At 72.4% G+C, this 21,148-nt stretch carries 20 protein-coding genes; 11 read left to right on the top strand and 9 right to left on the bottom strand.

Annotated features, from left to right (window positions below; genetic code table 11):
- Nucleotides 1-215: 215 nt before the first annotated feature.
- Both HEK131_RS26510 and HEK131_RS26515 read right to left on the bottom strand, forming a co-directional pair.
- Complete coding sequence (locus HEK131_RS26510; RefSeq protein WP_217461028.1) at nt 216-881, bottom strand: ScbR family autoregulator-binding transcription factor; 666 nt, start codon at nt 879-881, stop codon at nt 216-218.
- A gap of 99 nt (nt 882-980) precedes the next feature.
- A complete protein-coding gene (locus HEK131_RS26515) occupies nt 981-1,766 on the bottom strand; it encodes a response regulator transcription factor (protein ID WP_217461029.1) in 786 nt (261 codons plus the stop codon).
- 466 nt (nt 1,767-2,232) lie between these two features.
- On the opposite strand from HEK131_RS26515, the gene HEK131_RS26520 reads away from it, so the two are divergent.
- On the top strand, nt 2,233-5,439 hold the full coding sequence (locus HEK131_RS26520; RefSeq protein ID WP_244337277.1) for a tetratricopeptide repeat protein: 3,207 nt from the start codon (nt 2,233-2,235) through the stop codon (nt 5,437-5,439).
- Nucleotides 5,440-5,509: 70 nt separating this feature from the next.
- Here the strand turns inward: HEK131_RS26520 and HEK131_RS26525 are convergent, their stop codons facing one another.
- Entirely contained in the window at nt 5,510-5,749 is a 240-nt protein-coding gene (locus tag HEK131_RS26525) for a hypothetical protein (protein ID WP_244337279.1), read from the bottom strand.
- The gene (gene mca / locus HEK131_RS26530) at nt 5,742-6,623 is read right to left on the bottom strand and encodes a mycothiol conjugate amidase Mca (protein ID WP_244337284.1); all 882 of its coding nucleotides are present in this window, start codon (nt 6,621-6,623) and stop codon (nt 5,742-5,744) included. Before mca ends, HEK131_RS26525 begins: the two co-directional genes overlap by 8 nt.
- 157 nt (nt 6,624-6,780) lie before the next feature.
- Between mca and HEK131_RS26535 the strand changes: the two genes are divergently transcribed.
- Both HEK131_RS26535 and greA read left to right on the top strand, forming a co-directional pair.
- Nucleotides 6,781-7,179, top strand: a complete 399-nt coding sequence (locus tag HEK131_RS26535; protein ID WP_244337286.1) for a DUF4307 domain-containing protein — start codon at nt 6,781-6,783, stop codon at nt 7,177-7,179.
- A 171-nt stretch (nt 7,180-7,350) separates the two neighbouring features.
- Complete coding sequence (gene greA, locus HEK131_RS26540) at nt 7,351-7,851, top strand: transcription elongation factor GreA (protein WP_217461034.1); 501 nt, start codon at nt 7,351-7,353, stop codon at nt 7,849-7,851.
- Nucleotides 7,852-7,935: 84 nt separating this feature from the next.
- On the opposite strand, the gene HEK131_RS26545 is transcribed toward greA, so the two are convergent.
- The 3 genes from HEK131_RS26545 to ilvA all read right to left on the bottom strand — a co-directional run bounded on the left by HEK131_RS26545 (nt 7,936) and on the right by ilvA (nt 11,207).
- Nucleotides 7,936-8,793: an ABC transporter permease gene (locus HEK131_RS26545; protein WP_217461035.1), complete on the bottom strand. Its 858-nt coding sequence runs from the start codon at nt 8,791-8,793 to the stop codon at nt 7,936-7,938.
- Nucleotides 8,790-9,791: an ATP-binding cassette domain-containing protein gene (locus HEK131_RS26550; RefSeq protein ID WP_244337290.1), complete on the bottom strand. Its 1,002-nt coding sequence runs from the start codon at nt 9,789-9,791 to the stop codon at nt 8,790-8,792. Before HEK131_RS26550 ends, HEK131_RS26545 begins: the two co-directional genes overlap by 4 nt.
- Before the next feature lie 186 nt (nt 9,792-9,977).
- A complete protein-coding gene (gene ilvA, locus HEK131_RS26555; protein ID WP_244337292.1) occupies nt 9,978-11,207 on the bottom strand; it encodes a threonine ammonia-lyase in 1,230 nt (409 codons plus the stop codon).
- A gap of 161 nt (nt 11,208-11,368) precedes the next feature.
- On the opposite strand from ilvA, the gene HEK131_RS26560 reads away from it, so the two are divergent.
- The 3 genes from HEK131_RS26560 (at nt 11,369) to HEK131_RS26570 (ending at nt 12,717) form a co-directional block, all read left to right on the top strand.
- Nucleotides 11,369-11,863, top strand: coding sequence for a MarR family winged helix-turn-helix transcriptional regulator (locus tag HEK131_RS26560; RefSeq protein WP_217461129.1), 495 nt, complete (start codon nt 11,369-11,371; stop codon nt 11,861-11,863).
- Between the two features lie 124 nt (nt 11,864-11,987).
- A complete protein-coding gene (locus HEK131_RS26565) occupies nt 11,988-12,455 on the top strand; it encodes a sigma factor-like helix-turn-helix DNA-binding protein (RefSeq protein ID WP_244337294.1) in 468 nt (155 codons plus the stop codon).
- A 13-nt stretch (nt 12,456-12,468) separates the two neighbouring features.
- On the top strand, nt 12,469-12,717 hold the full coding sequence (locus HEK131_RS26570; protein WP_244337296.1) for a hypothetical protein: 249 nt from the start codon (nt 12,469-12,471) through the stop codon (nt 12,715-12,717).
- A gap of 6 nt (nt 12,718-12,723) precedes the next feature.
- Here HEK131_RS26570 and HEK131_RS26575 read toward each other — a convergent pair whose 3' ends face one another.
- Entirely contained in the window at nt 12,724-13,881 is a 1,158-nt protein-coding gene (locus HEK131_RS26575) for a cystathionine gamma-synthase (RefSeq protein ID WP_217461040.1), read from the bottom strand.
- 130 nt (nt 13,882-14,011) lie between these two features.
- Between HEK131_RS26575 and HEK131_RS26580 the strand changes: the two genes are divergently transcribed.
- The 4 genes from HEK131_RS26580 (at nt 14,012) to msrA (ending at nt 18,888) form a co-directional block, all read left to right on the top strand.
- Nucleotides 14,012-15,130, top strand: coding sequence for a hypothetical protein (locus tag HEK131_RS26580; protein ID WP_244337298.1), 1,119 nt, complete (start codon nt 14,012-14,014; stop codon nt 15,128-15,130).
- 209 nt (nt 15,131-15,339) lie between these two features.
- A complete protein-coding gene (locus HEK131_RS26585) occupies nt 15,340-16,974 on the top strand; it encodes a M48 family metallopeptidase (RefSeq protein ID WP_244337301.1) in 1,635 nt (544 codons plus the stop codon).
- 66 nt (nt 16,975-17,040) lie between these two features.
- Nucleotides 17,041-18,150 carry a hypothetical protein gene (locus tag HEK131_RS26590; protein ID WP_244337303.1) on the top strand — a complete coding sequence of 370 codons (1,110 nt, stop codon included), beginning with the start codon at nt 17,041-17,043 and terminating at the stop codon, nt 18,148-18,150.
- Between the two features lie 72 nt (nt 18,151-18,222).
- Nucleotides 18,223-18,888 carry a peptide-methionine (S)-S-oxide reductase MsrA gene (gene msrA, locus HEK131_RS26595; protein WP_217461130.1) on the top strand — a complete coding sequence of 222 codons (666 nt, stop codon included), beginning with the start codon at nt 18,223-18,225 and terminating at the stop codon, nt 18,886-18,888.
- 100 nt (nt 18,889-18,988) lie between these two features.
- Here the strand turns inward: msrA and HEK131_RS26600 are convergent, their stop codons facing one another.
- Nucleotides 18,989-20,032 (bottom strand): NAD(P)-dependent alcohol dehydrogenase, encoded by a 1,044-nt coding sequence (locus HEK131_RS26600; protein ID WP_217461044.1) that lies wholly within the window; start codon nt 20,030-20,032, stop codon nt 18,989-18,991.
- 178 nt (nt 20,033-20,210) lie between these two features.
- Between HEK131_RS26600 and HEK131_RS26605 the strand changes: the two genes are divergently transcribed.
- On the top strand, nt 20,211-21,098 hold the full coding sequence (locus HEK131_RS26605; protein ID WP_217461045.1) for a helix-turn-helix domain-containing protein: 888 nt from the start codon (nt 20,211-20,213) through the stop codon (nt 21,096-21,098).
- Nucleotides 21,099-21,148: the final 50 nt, after the last annotated feature.

Here is a 21,148-nt window from a genome sequence, read left to right on the forward strand (position 1 = left end):
GGCTTCCGATACAGGGTTCGTCATCACTCCGCAGACGACCGGCCGGTAACGTCAGGTTTGTTCAGCGAAGGTCAGAGAAGTGTCAAGATCGCTGATCGGAGCGTTGTCCCGGCGGGCACGGCAACGCCGGCCACGGCCTCGGGGAAACAAAAAGCCGGGGCCGAGGAGCTGATGCTCCTCGGCCCCGGCACATCGGCTGCCCGGCGCGACCGGCCTCACGTACGGGCGAATTCCCCTCCCGCCGCGACGGAGTGCTCGATCAGTCCGGTACCGTCCTCGGCAACGGCGCTGGTACGCAGCCGCGGAATGATCCCGGGCGAGGCGAGACCGGGCAGCACGAGCCGCCACAGCGCCGAAACACGCGCGGGCAGATCCTCGCGGTTGCTGTAGACCTGGGACATCACCTGCAGGCCGGTGAACGCACCGACGACGGTCGCCGCGACCTCGGCCACATCCGTACCCGGAAGCAGTTCACCCTGCCGGCCCGCCTGTTCCAGCAGCTCCCGGATCACGGTGATCGACTGGATGTACGGGGTACGGGCGGGGGGCGCGAAGGCCGACTGCTCTATGGCCAGCCGCACGCTCGCGCGCAGGATCGGGTCCCGCTGGAGCCGCTGGGCGAACTTCAGGGTGAGGTCGATGACCGCCTGGAGCCTCACCTCCTGGTGAGGCACCACGAGCGCCTCACTATGGGCCTCCACGAGCGCCACGGCGATCGCTTCCTTGGAAGGGAAATGGTGGTAAAGGGCACCCCTGGTCAGTCCGGCCCTGGCGAGAATCTCGTTCGTGCTCGCCGCGTCATAGCCGCGTTCGCCGAACACATCCGCTGCGGCTTCCAGGATCGAGCGCCTCGATCTGATACCACGCTCCTGTGTAGCCATCCCCACCCACTATGCGTCATCGTCAAAAACCAAGCAGACCTGTCGGCACTATATGCGGTCGCCCGAGCGCCGACCAGATCCGCCGGAGGGGAAATTCCCTCAGGGATGACCGAGACGGAAGCCGATCCCACGCACCGTCACTATCCAGCTACTGGAACCCAGTTTGCCTCTGATACTGCTGACATGGGTGTCTATGGTGCGCCCTCGGTGCGACCAGGCGTCGTCCCACACCTCACTCATCAACTGGCGCCGGGAAAGGGTCACCTCGGGCTGGGAGACGAGCTGGTACAGCAGATCGAATTCCTTCGGAGTCAGATCCACGAGCCGTCCCTCCAGAAGCAGTTGACGCTTGCCGGAGTCCAGATGGAGCGGCCCGTACGTGACGACCGGTCCCGCCGGCCGGCGGCGGCGCGCCCTGCGCAGGACGGCCTCCATCCGCGCCATCAGCTCCCGCTGGCCGAACGGCTTGACCACGTAGTCGTCGGAACCGGCCTGCAGCCCCAGCACGCAGTCGAGTTCGGAACTGCGCGCGGTCACGGTGATGATCGGCACGTCACTGGCGGCCCGGATCCTCCGGCACACCTCCAGACCGTCCAGATCGGGCAGATCGAGGTCGAGGAGTATCAGATCGACGCCCTGGTACTCGCGCAGCGCGGCGGCGCCGGTGGACACGCTCTCGGCTGGATAGCCGTGACGCCGCAACTCCTGCACCAGGCTCTCGGCGGCACCCTGCTCGCTCTCGACGACGAGTACCTGCGCCCCCCTGCCGCCCCCCTCGCTCCGGTCGACCCCGGCCCGGGAAGGGGGCGTGTCGGCCTCGACGGTGACCTTGGCGCAGGGCTGCTGCCCGTGTAATCCCGCGCAGCCCACGACCTGCCCGCTCATCTGCCCCCTCCTCGAGCACGCTTCCGCACCCTTACGCCGCTCACTGCCGGAGACAGTAAAAGACTGGCTTGTCGGTTTGTCAACGAGTTCCGAACACGCCGTGAAGAAGCCGCAGTCGGGGCAGGTGTGACGAATTGAGCCGCTAAACAGGGTTCAAGTGGAACTATTCGGCCCTTCGGGACACAGCGCAGGGTAAACCCCCGCCCACTGACGATTACGGCCGAGCGGCGTTCCCGACAACCGAAGCAGACAGCGCAGACTGTTTTTGAGGAATTCTTACCCGGAGAACAGATCGATCTACCTTTTTGTTGTCCACTACACGTTCCACCGAGCCCCCTCCCCAGAAGGTGGAGCGCCCGGCGGGCACCGGCCCGTAGCCCACCGCACCCGCCCTCCTCGCCCCCTCGCGCTCCCCCCTCCCCCGAAGCACACTGTTCCGCGACGGAGTTGGCGGGGAGGGGGACGCATGCGGGACGGACATCGGGCCGAGGCCGACCGGCTGGTGGTGCGGGCCGTGGAGGAGGAGGTGCGCCGGTCGGGCGGGCGGACCGACGGGCCTCTGCTGCTCACGCGGGCGCGCGCCGCGCTGGACGGCATGGCGGGGTCGGCGGCCAAGGAGTACACCGCGTACACCCGCGCGCTCGACGAGTCCGAGGCGGACCGGCTCACCTTCGGCCGGCGCTACGCCCGCGAGGGCGCCGGTACCCCGCTGCTGGTGGCGGGGGTGGCCGCGGTCGCCGCCGCCGTCGCCGACCTGTCCCTCGGCACGGGTGCGGGCACCGCGCTCGGCGCGGGCGTCGTCGCGGGAGTCGCCGGGGCCGCCGCGACGGTGGTGAAGGTGGCCGGCGTCCATCTGCCCGCCGCCCACCACCGCAAGGGCGCGGCGGGCCAGCCCGGCGGCCCCGAGGCGTTGCGGTTGCAGTGGCTGACCGCGCTGGAGGTGCGCGGCATCCGCCCCTTCCTGGACCAGCAGCGGATACTCGCCGCCTCCGCGGGCCGGCAGAAGAAGACCGGCCCGGCGCTGCGGGGATCGGACAGGAGCGCGGCGGCCCGGCGCCGGACGGTCCTGGAGCAGTCGTTCGGCCAACTGCCCGAGCCGGAGGCCCTGTTCGCGGGCCGCGCGGAGGAGCTGGCGCGGATCGGCCAGTGGGCGCGGGCCGCCCGCGCGGAGAGCGAGACCCGGCCGACGGTGGTCGTCCTGCACGGCGAACCCGGCTCGGGCCGCACCACGCTCGCGGTACGGGCGGCACACGAGCTGCGCGACCACTTCCGGGGCGCGGTCGTCGTCGACCTGCGCGGCGACGGCCGCGAGACCCGCCCGCTGCCCACCCGCGACGCCCTGCTGCACCTGCTGAACCGGCTCGGCGCACCCCGCGAGCAGTTGCTGTTCCGTGAGCACTCCTCCCCCGAACAGCAGGTCAAACGGCTCGGCGAGCTGTACCACCAGCACCTGGCCGGGCTGCCGGTCACCATCGTGCTGGACGACGCCTCCGACCCGGCGCAGGTGCGCGCGCTGCTCCCGGAGCGCTCCGACAGCCTGGTCCTGGTCACCTCCCGCACCCCGCTGAAGCTCGACGCGGACCTGCCCGCCTGGGTGCACCACCTGCCCGTGGAGGCGCTGGACGCGGCCGGTGCCGAGGAGTTGTTGACCGCCTCCGCACAGGACACCGACCACCCCTACGACGCCGAATCCACCGAGCGGATCAGGGAGTTGTGCGGCGGGCTGCCGCTCGCGCTGCGCTGCGCGGGCTCGGCACTCGGCTCCCGCCCGGCGGACCGGCTGGCGGCGGACCTGGCCGCGTACGGCCCCGTCGAGCCGGTGGAGCGGGTGCTGTGGCTGCGCTACACCGACCAGCCGGAGCCCGCCCGCCGCCTGCTGCGCCGGCTCGCGCTGGCCGGACGGGCCTCGCTGGGCGTGGCGGCGGCCGCCGCGCTGCTGGGCACCGGCGAGCAGGAGGCGGGACGGCACCTGGCCGCGCTCGCCCGCGCCGGGCTGCTGGACCACGTGCGCGGCGACCGGTACCGGCTGCACCACCTGGTCCGCGCCTTCGCCGAGGCCCGGCTGCTGGACGAGGAGCAGCAGGCCGAGCGCACGGCCGCGCAGGAACGGCTGATCGTGAACTACGCGGAGCTGGCCGACTCGGTGCTGCGCCTGGTCGACGGCAACATGTCGACGCGGTCGGACCGGTTCGGCTCGCACGGCTTCGTCTCGCTGGAGGAGGCGCTGCGCTGGCTGGACGACGAGACCAGCTTCATCACGGCCACCCTGCGCCAGGCCGAGGGCGTGGACCAGGGCGCGGTGCTGAACCTGCTGGGCGCGCTGTGCGACTACTGCCTGCTGCGCGGCGACCTGTACCGGCTCGGTGAGATCAACGAACTGGCGCAGGCCGTGGACGAGGGCCTGCTGGTGCGCTCGGTGCAGTGGCGTACCGGCATCGCGGCCCGGCAGCTCGGCGAGCTGGACAAGGCGCACACCACGCTGGCGTCGGTGGTCGACCTGTACCGGGAGGCGCAGCACGACGCGGGCGCCGCCCGTGCCCTGTGCTCGCTCGGCATCACCCTGCACCACCAGGGCAACCTGACCGAGGCGGCCGCCAAGCTGCAGGAGGCGATGGATCTCCAGGCGCCCCCGCAGTTGGCGACCGACCGCGCCTGGACGATGCACGCGCTGGCCGCCGTCCAGCGCGACCGGGCCCGGCTGCCGGAGGCGCTGGACCTGCTCAGGCGCTCCCTGGTCCTGCACCGGGCGGGCGGCTCGGTGCACGGCGAGGCGTGGGCCCACTACCAGCTCGGCCAGCTCGCGCTGTGCCTGGGCGACGTGCCGCAGGCCGAGTCGGAGCTGCGGGCCGCGCTGGACCGGTACGGGCGCACCCGCGACGGGCGCGGCGAGGCGTGGGCGCTGACCCAGCTCGCCCGTGCCCGGCTGGTCGACGGCGACGCGGCGCCCGCCGTGGAGTCGCTGCGCCGGGCGGCCGCCCGGCACCGGGACAACGAGGACGCGCGCGGCGAGGCGTGGACGCTGTACCACCTGGGGCAGGCGCTGGAGGAGACCGGCGATCTGGACCGGGCGGTGCGGGAGCTGGAGCGCTCGCGCACGATGTTCTCCCGGATGCGGGACGTGTACGGCCTGGCCTGCGCCCGGCACCACTCGGCGCGGGTGACCCGCGACCAGCGGGCCGCGCAGACCGGCTCGCTGCGCAACTCCGGTTTCGCCCGCCAACTGCTGGTCGACGCCCGCGCCGACTTCCAGCGGGTCGGTGTGCCGCACGGCGAGGCCTGGACCTGCCTGGAGCTGGCGGTGGTGGACGCGGGCAACGCCCGTACCCAGCAGGCGCTGGGCCTGTGCGACGAGGCGCTCGGGCTGTTCACCGCCTACGGCGACCGGCGGGGCGAGGACTGGGCGCGCTTCTTGCGCTGCACCCTGCTGCCGTACGCGGCGCCGGGCGGCACCGAGGTGGGCACGGCGGTCGCGCAGGAGGAACTGGCCCGCCTGGTCCGCGCCGGCCATCCGCTGCGGGACGAGCGGCTCACCGAATGCGCCCCGGCCTACGCCCTGCTGCTGGAGCGCGGGGTGAGCCTGGAGGCGGGCTGGCAGGCATGGCGGCTCGGCATGACCCCGGACCGGCACGCCCGCGATGTGCTGGGGGTGCCGGTACCGGCGGCCAAGGGGTGAGCGGAGCACCGGCGGGGCGCGGCCGGTCGTCGCACCGGTCGCGCCCGTCGGTGGGTCCCGCCCGGCCGGGTCAGCCCTGCCGGGGCTCGGCGGCCTTGCCGGAGGCGTCGCCCTCGGCGGGGGCCTCCTTGAAGTCGACCTTCCCCATGTGCTTGCTCATGGACTTCATCAGGCCCCAGACGGCCAGGGCCATCACCGCGAACACGATGAAGCCGAGGACACCGGGGGTGACCTTGTTCTCGTCGATCTCCTTGGCGAGAGGGACGAGATGCGTCACTGCGAGGCTCACGCTTGCGCTCATGTCAGGCATTGTCCCGGATGCCCGCGAAGAGGTCGTCCTCGGGGAGGGAGGTGTCCACGAGGGACTTCGCCAGCTCGTACTCCTCGGTGGGCCAGACCTGCTTCTGGAGCTCCATCGGGACCTTGAACCAGCCGCCGTCGGGGTCGATCTGGGTGGCGTGCGCGATCAGCGCCTTGTCCCGGATCTCGAAGAACTCCGCGCACGGGACATGCGTGGTCAGCGTGCGCTCGACCCGCTCGAACTCGCTCCACCGCTTGAGCCAGTCCCCGTACGGCGACTCCAGGCCCCGGTCCAGCATCGCGTTGTGCAGGGCCTCGGTGCGCGGGCGGTTGAAGCCCTGGTTGTAGTACAGCTTCTGCGGCTGGAAGGCCGGGCCGAACTCGGCCTCCGGGTACTTCTCGGTGTCCGCCGCGCCCTCGAACGCCACCATCGAGATCTTGTGGGTCATGATGTGGTCGGGGTGGGGGTAGCCGCCGTTCTCGTCGTAGGTGGTGATCACCTGCGGGCGGAACGCGCGGATCTTGCGGACCAGCTCGCCGGCCGCCTTGTCGACGTCCTCCAGGGCGAAGCAGCCCTCGGGCAGCGGGGGCAGCGGGTCGCCCTCGGGCAGGCCGGAGTCGACGAAGCCGAGCCACTCCTGCCCGACCCCGAGGATCTCGCGGGCCTCGTCCATCTCCTTCTTGCGCACCTCGTGGATGTTCTCCTCGATGTACGCGTCACCCTGCAGCTTGGGGTTGAGGATGGACCCGCGCTCTCCACCGGTGCAGGTCACCACCAGCACGTCCACCCCGTCGGACACGTACTTCGCCATGGTGGCCGCGCCCTTGCTCGACTCGTCGTCGGGGTGCGCGTGGACGGCCATCAGTCGCAGCTGGTCAGTCAAGACTCGTTCCTTGTAGGTCGGCGCCCCTCGGTCGGTGGGGCAGTCAACGGGTGCCGTGCCGGGGGCACGTCGTCCTTGGGGCGGCGGTCGGAGGGCGGGCGGCAGGCTTCTATAGTGACCGAATCGGGGGGCGAATAATTCCGCGGAGAGGACGATCATGGCTACGGCGAGCACGCGGCTGCCCGAGGGCCGCTACGGCCGCTCCTCGGACGAGCGTGCCGACCACCGGCTCAAGATCCTCGGCGCGGTGCTGGGCGCGGCCCTGATCGCGCTGGTCGGCTTCTTCGCCTACCACTACGTCGCCAAGAACGAGATCAGCGCCCAGGTCATCACCTTCCAGGCCACGGATCACACGGTGCGGGTGCATCTCGAGGTCCACCGGGACGCCGGCGTCGCGGGCTACTGCACCCTGCGCTCCCAGTCGGCCGAGGGGGCCGAGGTCGGCCGGGCCGACTTCCGCTTCACCGGTCCGGACACCCGGGTGGACAAGGTCGTCACGCTCCGTACGACGGCCAAGGGGACCACCGCCGAGCTGCTGGGCTGCCACGCAGGCTGAGGCTTCACCCGGAATGCGTACAGCGTGACCTGCGCTGATGTGATTCTGATGGCTTATGTCCTCCCCCTTTCGCCCCTGAATTGTTAGGCTCGTGGTTTCGCCCATCCAAGAGAGAACATGCTTCTGGGTAGGGCGATGCTTTGTATTCCCAGTACCGACGAGGAGCACCCTGTGACCCAGACCAGCGAGAACGTCACCTGGCTGACCCAGGAGGCGTACAACAAGCTCAGGGACGAGCTTGCGTACCTTACTGGTCCTGCGCGCACGGAGATCGCGGCCAAGATCGCCGCCGCGCGCGAGGAGGGCGACCTGCGCGAGAACGGCGGGTACCACGCGGCCAAGGAGGAGCAGGGCAAGCAGGAGCTGCGCGTGCGCCAGCTCACCCAGCTCCTGGAGAACGCCCAGGTGGGCGAGGCCCCGGTCTCCGACGACGGCACCGTCGCGCCGGGCATGGTCGTCACGATCGCCTTCGACGGTGACGAGGACGACACGATGACGTTCCTGCTCGCCTCCCGCGAGTACGCGAGCTCCGATGTCGAGACCTACTCGCCGCAGTCCCCGCTCGGCTCGGGCGTGATCGGCCACAAGGTCGGCGAGGACGCGGAGTACGAGCTGCCGAACGGCAAGAAGGCCACGGTGAAGATCCTGAAGGCCGAGCCGTACTCGGGCTGACCCGACACCTGTTCCGACCGGCCCCCGGCGCCTTCGAGGCTCCGGGGGCTTCGTCGTACCGGAGGGGCCGACGAGCGGCGCTCCTCAGGCGGTGGCCGAGCGGTACTTGCGGACCGCCAGGGTGCGGAAGACCACGATGATGAGCACCGAGTAGATCAGCGACGCCCACACCGGGTGCTGCATGGGCCACGCGGTCGACGTGGACCCGCCGGGGTTGGCGAACAGCACGCGGGCCGCCTCGACGGTGGCGCTGAACGGGTTCCAGTCCGCGATGTGCCGCAGCCACGGGGTCATGTTGCCGGTGTCCACAAACGCGTTGGACAGGAAGGTCACCGGGAAGAGCCAGACCAGGCCGCCGGAGGTGGCCGCCTCGGGGGTGCGCACGGACAGGCCGATGAGGGCGCCGATCCAGGTGAACGCGTACCCGAGCAGGAGCAGCAGGCCGAAGGCGGTGAGCACCCTGAGGGCGTCGGTGTCGCCGTCGGACCCCACCCGCCAGCCGACCAGCAGCGCCACCACGGCAAGGACGAGCAGGGTGAGCGCGGTCTGCACCAGGTCGGCGAGGGTACGGCCGGTCAGCACCGCGCCGCGTGCCATGGGCAGCGAGCGGAAGCGGTCCACCAGGCCCTTGTGCATGTCGTCGGCGATGCCCGCGCCGGAGCCCGCGGTGGCGAAGGTGACGGTCTGCGCGAAGATCCCGGCCATCAGGAAGTTCGTGTAGGCGGCGGCGCTGGTGCTGCCGCCGATCTTCATCGAGCCGCCGAAGACGTAGGTGAACAGAACGACGAACATGATCGGCTGGATGAGCCCGAAGATGACGACCTCGGGAATGCGGACCATGCGGATCAGGTTCCGCTGGGCCACGATCAGCGAGTCGCGGACGGCCCGGCTGAACGGGTTGGCGGGCGCCACGGCCCGCGCGCTGTCGCTGACGGCACTCACTTGACGGCCCCCTCGGTCTCGGTGGTGTTCCCGGCGTCCTTGGCGGCGTCCGGGCCGGCCTCGGCGGTGTGTCCGGTCAGGGAGAGGAACACGTCGTCGAGGGTGGGGCGGCGCAGCGCGATGTCGTCTATCTCGATACCCCGGGCGTCCAGCTCCCGGATGACCTCGGCGAGCAGCTTGGCGCCGCCGGTGACGGGGACGGTCAGCTTGCGGGTGTGCTCCTCGATCGTCGTCTCGCCCTTGCCGAGGGCGCGCAGCACCTCGGCGGTGCCCGCGATCCGGTCCCGCTCGTGCACCACGACCTCGACCCGCTCGCCGCCGGTGCGGGCCTTGAGCTGGTCGGAGGTGCCCTGGGCGATGACCCGGCCGTGGTCGACCACCGCGATGTCATGGGCCAGGTGGTCGGCCTCCTCCAGGTACTGCGTGGTGAGCAGCAGGGTGGTGCCGCCGGAGACGAGCTGCTTGATGACCTCCCACAACTGCTGGCGGTTGCGCGGGTCGAGGCCGGTCGTCGGCTCGTCCATGAACATCACGGGCGGCGAGACCACGAGCGCGGCCGCGAGGTCGAGCCTGCGGCGCATGCCGCCGGAGTAGGTCTTGGCGGGCCGGTCGGCGGCGTCGGCGAGATGGAACTGCTCCAGCAGCTCCGCCGCCCGCTCCTTCGCCGCCTTGCCCCGCATCTGGTAGAGCCTGCCGACCATCTGGAGGTTCTCCCGGCCGGTCAGATACTCGTCGACCGCCGCGAACTGGCCGGACAGGCCGATGGAGCGACGGACGGTGTCGGGATGCCTGAGCACGTCCACGCCCGCGACGACCGCCTTGCCGCTGTCGGGGCGCAGCAGGGTGGTCAGACAGCGCACGGTCGTGGTCTTGCCCGCGCCGTTCGGCCCGAGGAGCCCGAGGACCGTCCCCTCGGGCACATCGAGGTCGACGCCGTCCAGTGCCCTTACGTCCCCGAAGGTCTTCACCAGACCCTCGGCATAGATGGCGCCCGGCATGATGTCTCCACGTCGTCGGTGGTGCACGGAAAGGGCAGGCAGGCGGACCCGGCACCCACGGCGAACGAGCGGCGATCCGACTCCCGTGCGAAATACCGTAACGCGATGTATCGCGTCTCTCAACGGGTTTTCGCACACGTTCCCCGAACGAGTGACACGGGCGCCGGACCGCCGCGGTTCAGGCGCTCAGTCGATGATCATGTACCCCGACTCACGCAGCGCGGCGGTGACTTCGGCGCGGTGGGCGGGGCCCTGGGTCTCCAGGTGCAGCTCCACCTCGGCCTCGCTGAGGCCGATCCGCGGGTCGGTGCGGATGTGGCTGACGTCGAGCACGTTGGCGTCGGCCGCCGACAGCACGCCGAGCAGGGTGGCCAGCGCGCCGGGGCGGTCGGTCAGCCTCAGCCGGACCGCGAGGTAGCGGCTCTGCGCGGCCATGCCGTGCCGCAGCACCCGCTGGAGCAGCACCGGGTCGACGTTGCCGCCGGACAGCACCGCGACGACCGGCCCGGGGAAGCCGCCGGGGTCGGCCAGCAGCGCCGCGACCGGGCTGGCGCCCGCCGGTTCCACGACCAGCTTGGCCCGCTCCAGGCACAGCAGCAGCGCGGCCGAGAGCTGGTCCTCGCCGACCGTGCGCACCTCGTCGACCAGTTGCTCCACGATGCCGAACGGCACCACGCCGGGCGTACCGACCTTGATGCCGTCGGCCATGGTCGCGGGGCTGCCCACCGTCACCGGGTGCCCGGCGGCCAGCGAGGGCGGGTAGGCGGCGGCCCCCTCGGCCTGCACGCCGATGATCCGCACGTCCGGCCGCATGGACTTCACCGCCACCGCGATCCCGGCCGCGAGCCCGCCGCCGCCCATGCCGACGACGATCGTGCCGACCTCCGGGCACTGTTCCAGGATCTCCAGGCCGACCGTGCCCTGGCCCGCGATGATGTCGGGGTGGTCGAAGGGGTGGATGAACACCGCGCCCGTCTCGGCCGCGTACTCCTCCGCCGCCGCGAGCGCCTCGTCCACGACCTGGCCGTGCAGGCGCACCTCGGCGCCGTACTCACGGGTGGCGCTGACCTTGGGCAGCGGGGCGCCCTGCGGCATGAACACGGTGGAGTGCACGCCCAGCAGGGAGGAGGCCAGCGCGACCCCCTGCGCGTGGTTCCCGGCGCTCGCGGCGACCACCCCGGCGGCGCGCTCCTCGGGGAGCAGCCCGGCGATGCGGACGTATGCGCCGCGGAGTTTGAACGAGCCCGTGCGCTGCAGGTTCTCGCACTTCAGGTGCACCGGTGAGCCCACCATGCGCGAGAGGTGCCTGCTGCCCTCCAGGGCGGTCGTGCGGGCCACGCCCGACAGCATCTTCTGCGCCCCGCGCACATCGTCGAGGGTCACGGAGCGCAAGGGGTCGGCCGTGCGGTAGCTCATGCCTCAAGTCTCGCAGTTCACGCTCGCACACGGCGCCGACGCCGGCCGCCGGGACCGGTTTCCCCAGCCCCCGTACGGGCCGCCGCCCGGCCGCGTACCCTGTCCCCCAACCCAGCACCCCTTCATGAAGCGAGCCTCCGGCCATGCCCACAACACCTGATATGTCGATGGACATGACAACCGTCGGTGACAGCGGTCTGCTCGACACGCTCCAGCACGAGGTGGCGTTGTTCGCGCGCCGCGCGGAACAGACCCGGCTCGGCGGGGTCGGGCAGGTGCGCAACTCCATGGACCGCGCCGCCTACCTCCTCCTCAACCGCCTGGACAACGAGGGCCCCATGGGCGTCAAGGCACTCGCCGCGAGCATGGGCATCGACTCCTCCACGGTGACCCGTCAGGTGGCCCCGCTGGTCGACGCGGGCCTGGTCAAGCGCACCTCGCACCCCGAGGACGGGCGCGCGGTGGTGCTCCAGCTCTCCCCGCGCGGGAGCACCCGGCTGGCGGAAGTACGCTCCTCGCGCCGCCAGTTGATGGCCGAGCTGACCGACGACTGGACCCCGGCGGAGCGCGAGAGCTTCTGCGCGCTCCTGACCCGCTTCAACACCGCGCTGTCGGGGCGCATGGCCGTCCAGCCGCAGCCGCCCGCCGCCTCCTGAAGGCCGCCCCGTCCCGGCTCTTGACCCCTGGGCCCCCTCGGGCCTCATATGAGACCGGGCCCTCGGCACGCGTCCGGGCCCCACGGGTTCTTCTCGCGCCGCAGGGTGCGCCGGGGGAGGCGGGGTGCGCGATCGGCAGGCCGTGCGGGACGCCCGCAGGGCACAGGAGTTCGGAGGGTTCGTCGCGGGCGCGGCCGGCCGCCTGCTGCACACGGCCACGCTGCTCACCGCGGAGGCGCCGGACGCCAACCCGCGCGCGCGGCGCCTGCTGACCCGGGCGCTCGCCCACACCTACGCCCACTGGGACCGCCCGCCCGGCGAGGATCCGTACGACCGCGCACGCCGTCATCTGGCGACCCGCTTCGCACAAGCGACCTGGCACCGCTCCCGCCCGCACGGCCCGCTCGCCGCGCTGACCCCGCGCGAACGGCTGGTCCTGGTGCTGCGGCTGTACGAGGGGCTGGCCGACGAGCAGACGGCGGCCCTGCTGGGCCTGCCCGCCGAGCGGGTACGCGCGCTCTGCGACCGGGGGACGGCCACGGTGCTGCATCCGCGCCCCGGCCCGCCCCGCACGCGAGCGGCTACGCCGTGAAGGGGCTGGGGCCGTGAACCGGCCCGAGCGCGAGGCCGCCGTGCGGCGGCTGATGGAGGCGGTGCCGGTGAGCCTGCCGCCGGAGCTGCCCGGCGAGGCGGTGCGCCGGGGCTCCCGCCGCCTGCGGCTGCTGCGCACCGGGCGGCGCCTGCTGTGGCTGCTGCTGTGCGCGGCGGCGGTCGCGTTCCTCACCTGGGCCGCGCTGACCCGGCCGTGGGCGGAGCCGCCGTCCCCGGCGACCCCGCCCGTGTCCGGCTGGTAGGCCGGGTTACTTGCCCAGGGCCTGCTGCAGGTCCTCCAGCAGGTCGTCCGCGTTCTCGATGCCCACGGACAGGCGGACGAGGTCGGACGGGACCTCCAGCGCCGAACCGGCGGCGGAGGCGTGCGTCATCCGGCCGGGGTGCTCGATGAGGGACTCGACGCCGCCCAGGGACTCGCCGAGGGTGAAGATCTGGGCGCGGTCGCACACCGCGACGGCCGCCTCCTCGCCGCCCGTGACCCGGAAGGACACCATGCCGCCGAACGCCCGCATCTGCTTGGCGGCGACCTCGTGGCCGGGGTGCTCGGGCAGGCCCGGGTAGAGCACGCTGCTCACGCGCGGGTGCCGGGACAGCATGTCGGCGATCTTCGTGGCGTTCTCGCTGTGCCGGTCCATGCGCACCGCGAGGGTCTTGGTGCCGCGCAGCACCAGCCAGGAGTCGAAGGGGCCGGCGACGGCGCCCATCGCGTTCTGGTGGAAGCCGATCTCCTCGCCCAGACCCTCGTCGGCGACGATCAGCGCACCGCCGACCACGTCCGAGTGGCCGCCCATGTACTTGGTCAGGGAGTGCACGACGACGTCCGCGCCGAGGGACAGCGGCTGCTGGAGGTAGGGGGTGGCGAAGGTGTTGTCGACGACGAGCTTCGCCCCGCCGGCGTGCGCGACCTGGGCCACGGCGGCGATGTCTGTGATGCCGAGCAGCGGGTTGGAGGGGGTCTCCACCCAGACGACCTTGGTGCGCGGGGTCATCGCGGCGCGCACGGCGGCCGGGTCGCTGGTGTCCGCGACGGACCACTCCACGCCCCAGCGGGTGGCGACCTTGGCGAAGAGGCGGAAGGTGCCGCCGTACGCGTCGTTCGGGATGACGACGTGGTCGCCGGGGCTGAGCAGCGTACGCAGCAGGGTGTCCTCGGCGGCGAGGCCGGAGGCGAACGCGAAGCCGCGACGGCCGCCCTCCAGCGCCGCGAGGTTCTCCTCCAGCGCCGTCCTGGTCGGGTTGGCGCTGCGGCTGTACTCGTAGCCGCCGCGCAGCCCGCCCACGCCGTCCTGCTTGTAGGTCGAGACCTGGTAGATGGGCGGGACGACCGCGCCGGTGAGGGGATCGGCGGTGTTGCCCGCGTGGATCGCCAGAGTCTCGAAGTGCTCGCTGATGTGCCTGTCGCTCATGTGCACCGAGCGTAATGCGCTCGCGGGGGTGCTGCCGGACGGCGGGCTCGGGGCGGGGGCGGGCGGAAGTTTTCCACAGGCTCGCGGGAGGGGTTGGCCAAGTGTCGGCGGCATCTGGTTCGCTTGACGCATGGCGACTCTCTGGCTGCTCCTGGCGCTGGCCCTGCTGGCCTTCGCGCTGCTCCCGCTGATCCGGCGCGGGCGCGGCGGGATCGAGCGCGTGCATCCGGGCCACCCGGACGCCGCCGACCCGGAGCGGTACGGCTTCCTGCGCCAGGAGGAGCTGGACGTACGCATGCCGGGCCCCGACCAGGACCTGCTGGACGTGCTGGACGTGGTCCGCCGCACCGGGGACCACCGCGCCGCGGCCCAGCTCCTCGCGGGCACGGAGGCGCAGGGCGAGACGCGCTGGCAGCGGGTGCAGGCGTTCGCCGGGGCGGCCTCGCTGGAGCTGCGCGAGCGGCCCGGCGGGATACACGAGACACCGGGCGGCCAGTGGCTGCGGGTGTGGCGGGCCGAGCAGCCCAAGGACGCGGGCGGCGCGGCGGTGCACGCCGAGTTCCTGGCGCAGCAGGCGTGGCGGACCTCGGTGCCGGGCACGGACGACTTCCGGATCATCATGGAGGAGGCGCGCGACGCCTGCGGGCGGGCCGCGCTGGCCGCCCCCGGCGACCCGGTGCCGCACATCGTCACGCTCTCCGTGGCGCGGGGACTGGGCTGGTCGCGGCCGGAGTTCGACGAGCTGTGGGGGAAGGTCCTCGACACCGCCCCGCACCACATGGGCGCCCACCTGGCCGCGCTGCACTACACCTGCGAGAAGTGGCACGGCTCGCGCGAGGAGGCGTACGCGTTCGCCGAGGCCGCGGCGGCCCGCGCGCCCGAGGGCTCGCTGCTGGCCGCGCTGCCGCTGTTCGCGGTCTTCGAGCATCTGCCCGAGGTGAACCTGGTCTCGGGGTTCTACCGCAGCGAGGTCGTCGTCAAGGCGATGCACGGCGCGCTGCACGCGGTGCACTCCGCCCGGCCGGACGATCCGATGCTGGCGCACGTCCGGCATCTGCTGGTGTTCTTCCTGGTGCGGGCCGAGCGCTGGGCGGAGGCCATGGACCAGCTCGCCCACGTGGACGGCCACGTGGGCGCACTGCCGTGGAGCCTGTCCGAGGACCCGGCGGAGGCGTTCGCGGTGTACCGGGCGCTGGCGGTCGCGGGCTACGAGGCCAACGGCGGCAACCCGGCGAGCCTGCCGGGCTGACACCCGCGGCTCCGCCCGGCCGATCGCCTGAGGAATCGGTATTGCTGCGCTGACCTGCGATGGGGCATACTCCGCATGCCCCGGGCTTTGCTCCTGCTTTGCTCTCGGCCCGAGTCCCCCCACACTCAGCGGCCGCACCGCGCGGCGGTGTGCGCCATGCCTGTCCGTATCGCTCCGGCTTGCCCGGTTCCTGTGGGGGGATCTTTCCGTTGGGCGCAACCCTGCGCGCGCTGCGCGCCCTCGTCCTGCTGTCCGGCTTCTATCTGATCAGCCTCGTCCTGCTGGCGGCGCTGATCGGCATCGACGTCGCCCTGTTCGACCTCGGGGCGCACGGCTTCGCGGCCGTCAAGATCGCCATCGTCTCGGTGCTGCTCGCCGTGCCCGTCGTACGCGGCATGTTCATGCTGCGCACGCCCAGGGGCGAGGACCCGGCCTCGGTCGAGGCCGGCGAGGCCGACGAGCCCCGGCTGTGGGCGCTGGTGCGCGAACTGGCCGCCGAGAGCGGCACCCGCGCCCCCGCCCGGATCCTGCTCACCCCCGACGTCAACGCCTCCGTACGCGAGGACGCGCGGCTGCTCGGTCTGCGCCCCGGACCGCGCACCCTCACCCTCGGAGTCCCGCTGCTGACCGGGCTCAGCGAGGCCCAGCTCCGTTCCGTGCTCGCCCACGAGTACGGGCACTTCACCGCCGGTGACACCCGGCTGTCCGCGATCGTGGTGCGCGGCCGGGCGCAGATCGGCCGGGTCGTCGAGCAGTTCCACGCCACCGCCGACGGCAAGGTGGCTGACGAGCGCGAGCGCCAGGAGCGGACCGCCGCCAAGCGGATCGCCAAGGGCAAGAAGGCCCACGAGGTCGACACCCGGCACACCGGCGCCCTGTACCGGGGGATGGCGTGGCTCTACACCCAGTACGCCAAGCTGTATCTGCGGGCCTCGCTGAGCACCGCGCGCGGGCAGGAGTTCGCGGCCGACATGGCCGCCGCCAGGATCGCCGGACGCGATGCGACCGCCTCCGCGCTGCGTGAGATACCGGTCCTCGCCGCCGCCCACGGCTTCTACCTCGAGTCGTACGCCACCCTGGGCCTGCCCGCCCGTACGCTGCCGCCGCTCGGTCAGTTCTTCGGCGGCTTCGGCCAGTTGCTGACGGCCCGCGCCGCCGAGCTGGACAAGCTGCGGGCCCGGCTGCCCGCCGAGCCGGAGTCCCGGTACGACTCCCATCCGCCGATCGCCGAGCGGGTGCGCCGCGTCGAGGCGCTGCCCGCCGACGGACGCGGCACGGCGGGCGACGGCCCCGCACTGGCCCTGCTCACCGACCCGGCCCGGACACTGACGGCGCTGGAGGAGGCGGTCCTGACCGCCGAGGCCCTGGGCTTCCGGCGCACCGCCGACTGGCCGGAGCTGCTGAACATCGCGATGGCCGAGGGCATGACCTCCGCGCAGACCCCGCTGCACCGCGCGCTGAGCGCCTACAACGGACGCCCCGCGACCCTCGCGGACCTGCTCGACGCCATCGACGAGGGCCGGCTGTGGCGGGTGGCCGAGCGGCTGCCGCTGTCCGAGGAGGCCGCCGCGGCGAAGGGGCGGGCGTTCCGCGAGTTCGCCCGGCCCGCCCTGGGCGACTCGCTGCGGACGATGGTGCTCGCCGAGTTCAGCGCGCGTTCCCTGCTGAGCTGGGAGTTCTCCTGGTCGCGCTCGGCGGCCGTACGGCTGCCCGGCGCGGCGACCACCGCCGGGGCGAGCCCCGAGGACGTGTTCGAGGCGGCCGTGGACGCGGCCCTGGCCGACCGGCCGGACACGGCTCCCCTGCGGGCCCTGCTCCCGCCGATGGCCGCCCAGCCCGCCTGAGACACGGCACCGAGCCCCCTCAAGCCTCCTCCCCCGACACCCCACCTGAACGGACCCCGACCGCACATGACCGTCCTGCTCTGGATCCTGGCCGTCCTGGCGCTGCCCTTCGTGCTCTTCGCGGCCTGGATGGCCAAGGTGTTCCTGAAGGAGTTCTTCTCCCACGACCCCGAAGCCGACGCCGAGGCCGCGGCGGCCACCGACGGGGCCGCCGCGTCCGCCGCGCTGGGGCTGCTGCCCGCCGAGCGGCAGGACACCAGGGCGGCCGGCCCGCTGACGGCGGAGACGACGGCCGCGCTCGCCGCGGTCCAGGGCGGTGACTGGCGGGCCGCCGCCGGGCTGATGGCGTCCGTCGGCCGGGACTGGGAGCGCCGTTCGTCGCTGACGTTCCTGCTGGCCGACCGGGCCGCCGACGACGACGAATGGCTGCTGGCCTGGGAGGCCGAGCGTCCCGGCGACCCGGACGCGGCCGTGGTCCGGGCGCGCAGCTCGGTGATCCTGGCCTGGCGGGTGCGCGGCGGGAAGCGGGCGGAGTACACGACGCAGGAGCAGTTCCAGGGCTTCCACCGCGCGCTGGTGAACGCCCGCGAGGACATCGCGCGGGCGGCCGAGCTGAACCCGGACGACCCGACACCGCACATCGCGGAGATCTGGGTGGCGCTCGGCCTCGGCTACCCCAACGCCCGCATGGACACCCTGTGGACCGAGATCACCCGGCGCGCCCCGCACCACTACGAGGCGCACTTCTCGGCCCTGCAGTACTGGTGCGCGAAGTGGCGCGGCTCGGAGCGGCTGGCGACCGAGTTCGCCGAGCGGGCGGCCGCCGGAGCACCCGTCGGCAGCCTGCTGACGGCGCTGCCGCTGATCGCGCACTTCGAGCACGACGACTCGGACGACACCGCCGCCGACAACACCCCGGAGATGGTGGCGCGGGTGGAGGCGGCCCTCAAGGACGCGGCCGCCGCCGACCCGGCGCATCCGCGCCTGCCGGAGCTGCGTCACCTGCTGGCGTACTACCTGCACCTCCAGGGCCGTGACGAGGCCGCGGTGGAGTACTTCCGGCTGGTCGACGGCCATGTGGACGCGCTGCCGTGGCGGTACCGGAACAACAAGGCGGAGTACTTCTGCGAGGTCCGCGACAGGGCAGTGCTGGCTGGCGGCGGCACCGGGAACTGAACCGGAATGCCCGGGGCTCGCAGGTCGTTGTAACCAATGCCCGTCCGTACCGAGACCGACCAGGGAGACCCCATGCTCTTCGGCCGCACACCGCAGCTACCCACCCCCGAGCAGGCGCTCGCGGGGCGGGACGTGCCCGCCTTCGAGGTCCCCGACCGGCACACCGTCCTCGGCACCTCCCTGACCGGCCCCTACCCCGAGGGGTTCGAGGTCGCCGACTTCGGTCTGGGCTGCTTCTGGGGCGCGGAGCGCAAGTTCTGGCAGCTCCCGGCGGGGATCCACACCACGCTCGTGGGCTACCAGGGCGGCTACACCGAGAACCCCACCTACGAGGAGGCCTGCTCGGGCCTGACGGGTCACACGGAGGCGGTCCGCGTGGTCTACGACCCGAAGGTCATCTCCTACGAGCAGTTGCTGAAGACCTTCTGGGAGTCCCACGACCCCACGCAGGGCTTCCGCCAGGGCAATGACGTGGGCACCCAGTACCGCTCCGCGATCTACACCCACACCCCGGAGCAGGCGGCCGCCGCCGAGGCGTCCCGCGCCGCCTACCAGAAGGTTCTGTCGGGCTCCGGGCACGGCACGATCACCACGGAGATCCTCCCGGCCGAGGGCCGCCCCTTCTACCCGGCCGAGTCCCACCACCAGCAGTACCTGGACAAGAACCCCGCCGGGTACTGCGGCATCGGCGGCACAGGCGTCTCCTGCCCGATCGGCGTCGCCCCCGCGCAGGGCTGATCACACAAAGCTGATCGCACGAGGCTGATCACACAAGGCTGATCGCACGAGAACGGGCCGCCCGGCCGGAGCCGGGCGGCCCTTCTTCATGCCCGGGGCGTCAGATCGTCGCCGTGTCGATCACGAACCGGTAGCGCACGTCGCTGGCGGTCACGCGCTCGTACGCGTCGTTGATCTCGTCCGCGCCGATCAGCTCGATCTCGGCGCCCACGCCGTGCTCCGCGCAGAAGTCCAGCATCTCCTGGGTCTCGGCGATGCCGCCGATGCCGGAGCTGGAGATGCTGCGGCGCTGGCCGAACATCGACTGGAGGGTGATCTGCACCGGCTCCTCGGGCAGGCCCACGTTGACCAGGGTTCCGTCGGTGCGCAGCAGGGACACGTACTCGGCGAAGTCGAGCGGGGCCGAGACGGTGTTCAGGATGACGTCGAAGGTGCCCGCCAGCTCCTCGAAGGTCTTCGGGTCGCTGGTGGCGTAGTAGTGGTCGGCGCCGAGCCGCAGCCCGTCGTCCTTCTTGCGCAGGGACTGCGAGAGCACGGTGACCTCGGCGCCCAGCGCGTGCGCGATCTTCACGCCGACGTGCCCGAGCCCGCCGAGGCCGACCACGGCGACCTTCTTGCCGGGGCCGACACCCCAGTGCCTGAGCGGGGAGTACGTGGTGATGCCCGCGCACAGCAGCGGCGCGGCCACGTCCAGGGAGAGGCCGTCGGGGATGCGGACGACGAAGTCGTCGTTCACGACGACGCTCTCGGAGTAGCCGCCGTAGGTGGGCTCGCCCTGCTTGTCGGTGTCGTTGTAGGTGAGGGTGGGGCCGCCGCCGGTGCAGTACTGCTCCAGGCCGGCCTTGCAGTTGTCGCACTCGCGGCAGGAGTCGACCATGCAGCCGACGCCCACCCGGTCGCCGACGGCGAACTTGGTGACCTTCGGGCCGACCTCGCTGACGACACCCGCGATCTCATGGCCGGGGACCATCGGGAAGATGCCCTCGGCCCAGCCGTCGCGGGCCTGGTGGATGTCGGAGTGGCAGATCCCCGCGAACTTGATGTCGATCAGGACGTCGTGGTCGCCGACCGGCCGCCGCTCGATCGTGGTCCGCTCCAGGGGCGCCTTGGGGGCGGGCGCGGCGTACGCAGCAACAGTGGTCATGCCGGGGTTCTCCTAGCTCTTGCGGTGGCCCGGACACGATTCGACCGGGCACTTTCCCAGGGTGCCCCGATCCGCCGTTCCCACCCAGGCCACGGTTTTACGTACGACCACCGTGCCTACCACCGGGAGGGACAGGCTCCCGCGCGTACGACCCGGCTCCGCCCTCGATACTTGAGGTATGGACGAACAGCCGGAGACGGCCGCGAGCCGCCCGCTGGACCGGCGGGCGGAGCTGAGCGAGTTCCTGCGCAGCCGCCGGGCCCGCCTCAAGCCGGAGGACGTGGGGCTGCCCCAGTTCGGGCGGCGGCGCCGGGTGCCGGGGCTGCGCCGTGAGGAGCTGGCGCAACTGGCCGGGGTGTCGGTGGCGTACTACACGCGGCTGGAGCAGGGCAACGGGCGGAACGTGTCGGCGGAGGTGCTGGACTCCATCGCCCGCGCCCTGCGCCTGACCGACGCCGAGCACGCGCATCTGACCCATCTGGCCAAGCCGGCGCCGCACAAGAAGCGGCCGCAGACCCGCCGCCCGCAGGTGCGCACCGCGCTCCAGCACCTGCTGGACTCGATGGACGCGGTGCCGGCGTACATCGCCGGGCGGCGCACGGAGATCCTGGCCTGGAACCGGATGGCGACCGCGCTGTTCGGCGACTGGGGACGGCTGGCGCCCGAGGACCGCACCTGGGCCCGGCTGGTCTTCCTCTGCCCCGAGTACCGCGAGCTGTTCGTGGACTGGGAGCAGAAGGCGATCGACATCGTGTGCGGGCTGCGCATGGACGCCGGGCGCTTCCCCGACGACGCCCGGCTGGCCGCGCTGGTCGGTGAACTCTCGGTCAAGAGCGAGGAGTTCCGCCGGCTGTGGGCCACGCACGACGTGAAGGAGCAGTTCTACGGCGTGAAGCGGCTGCGGCATCCGCTGGTCGGCGAACTCGCCCTGGGCTTCGAGGGGTTGCGGGTGACGGGTGACGCGGACCTCTCCCTGATCGTCTACCACGCCGAACCGGACTCCCCGTCGGCCGAGTCCCTGCGCCTGCTGGCCAGTTGGGGCGCGGCCTCGGTGCCGACGCTCTAGCGGACCCCCGCGAAACGCGAGTGCCGCCCCTCACCAGGAGGGGCGGCACT

The sequence above is a fragment of the Streptomyces seoulensis genome (genome assembly GCF_022846655.1).
Lineage (GTDB): Bacteria > Actinomycetota > Actinomycetes > Streptomycetales > Streptomycetaceae > Streptomyces.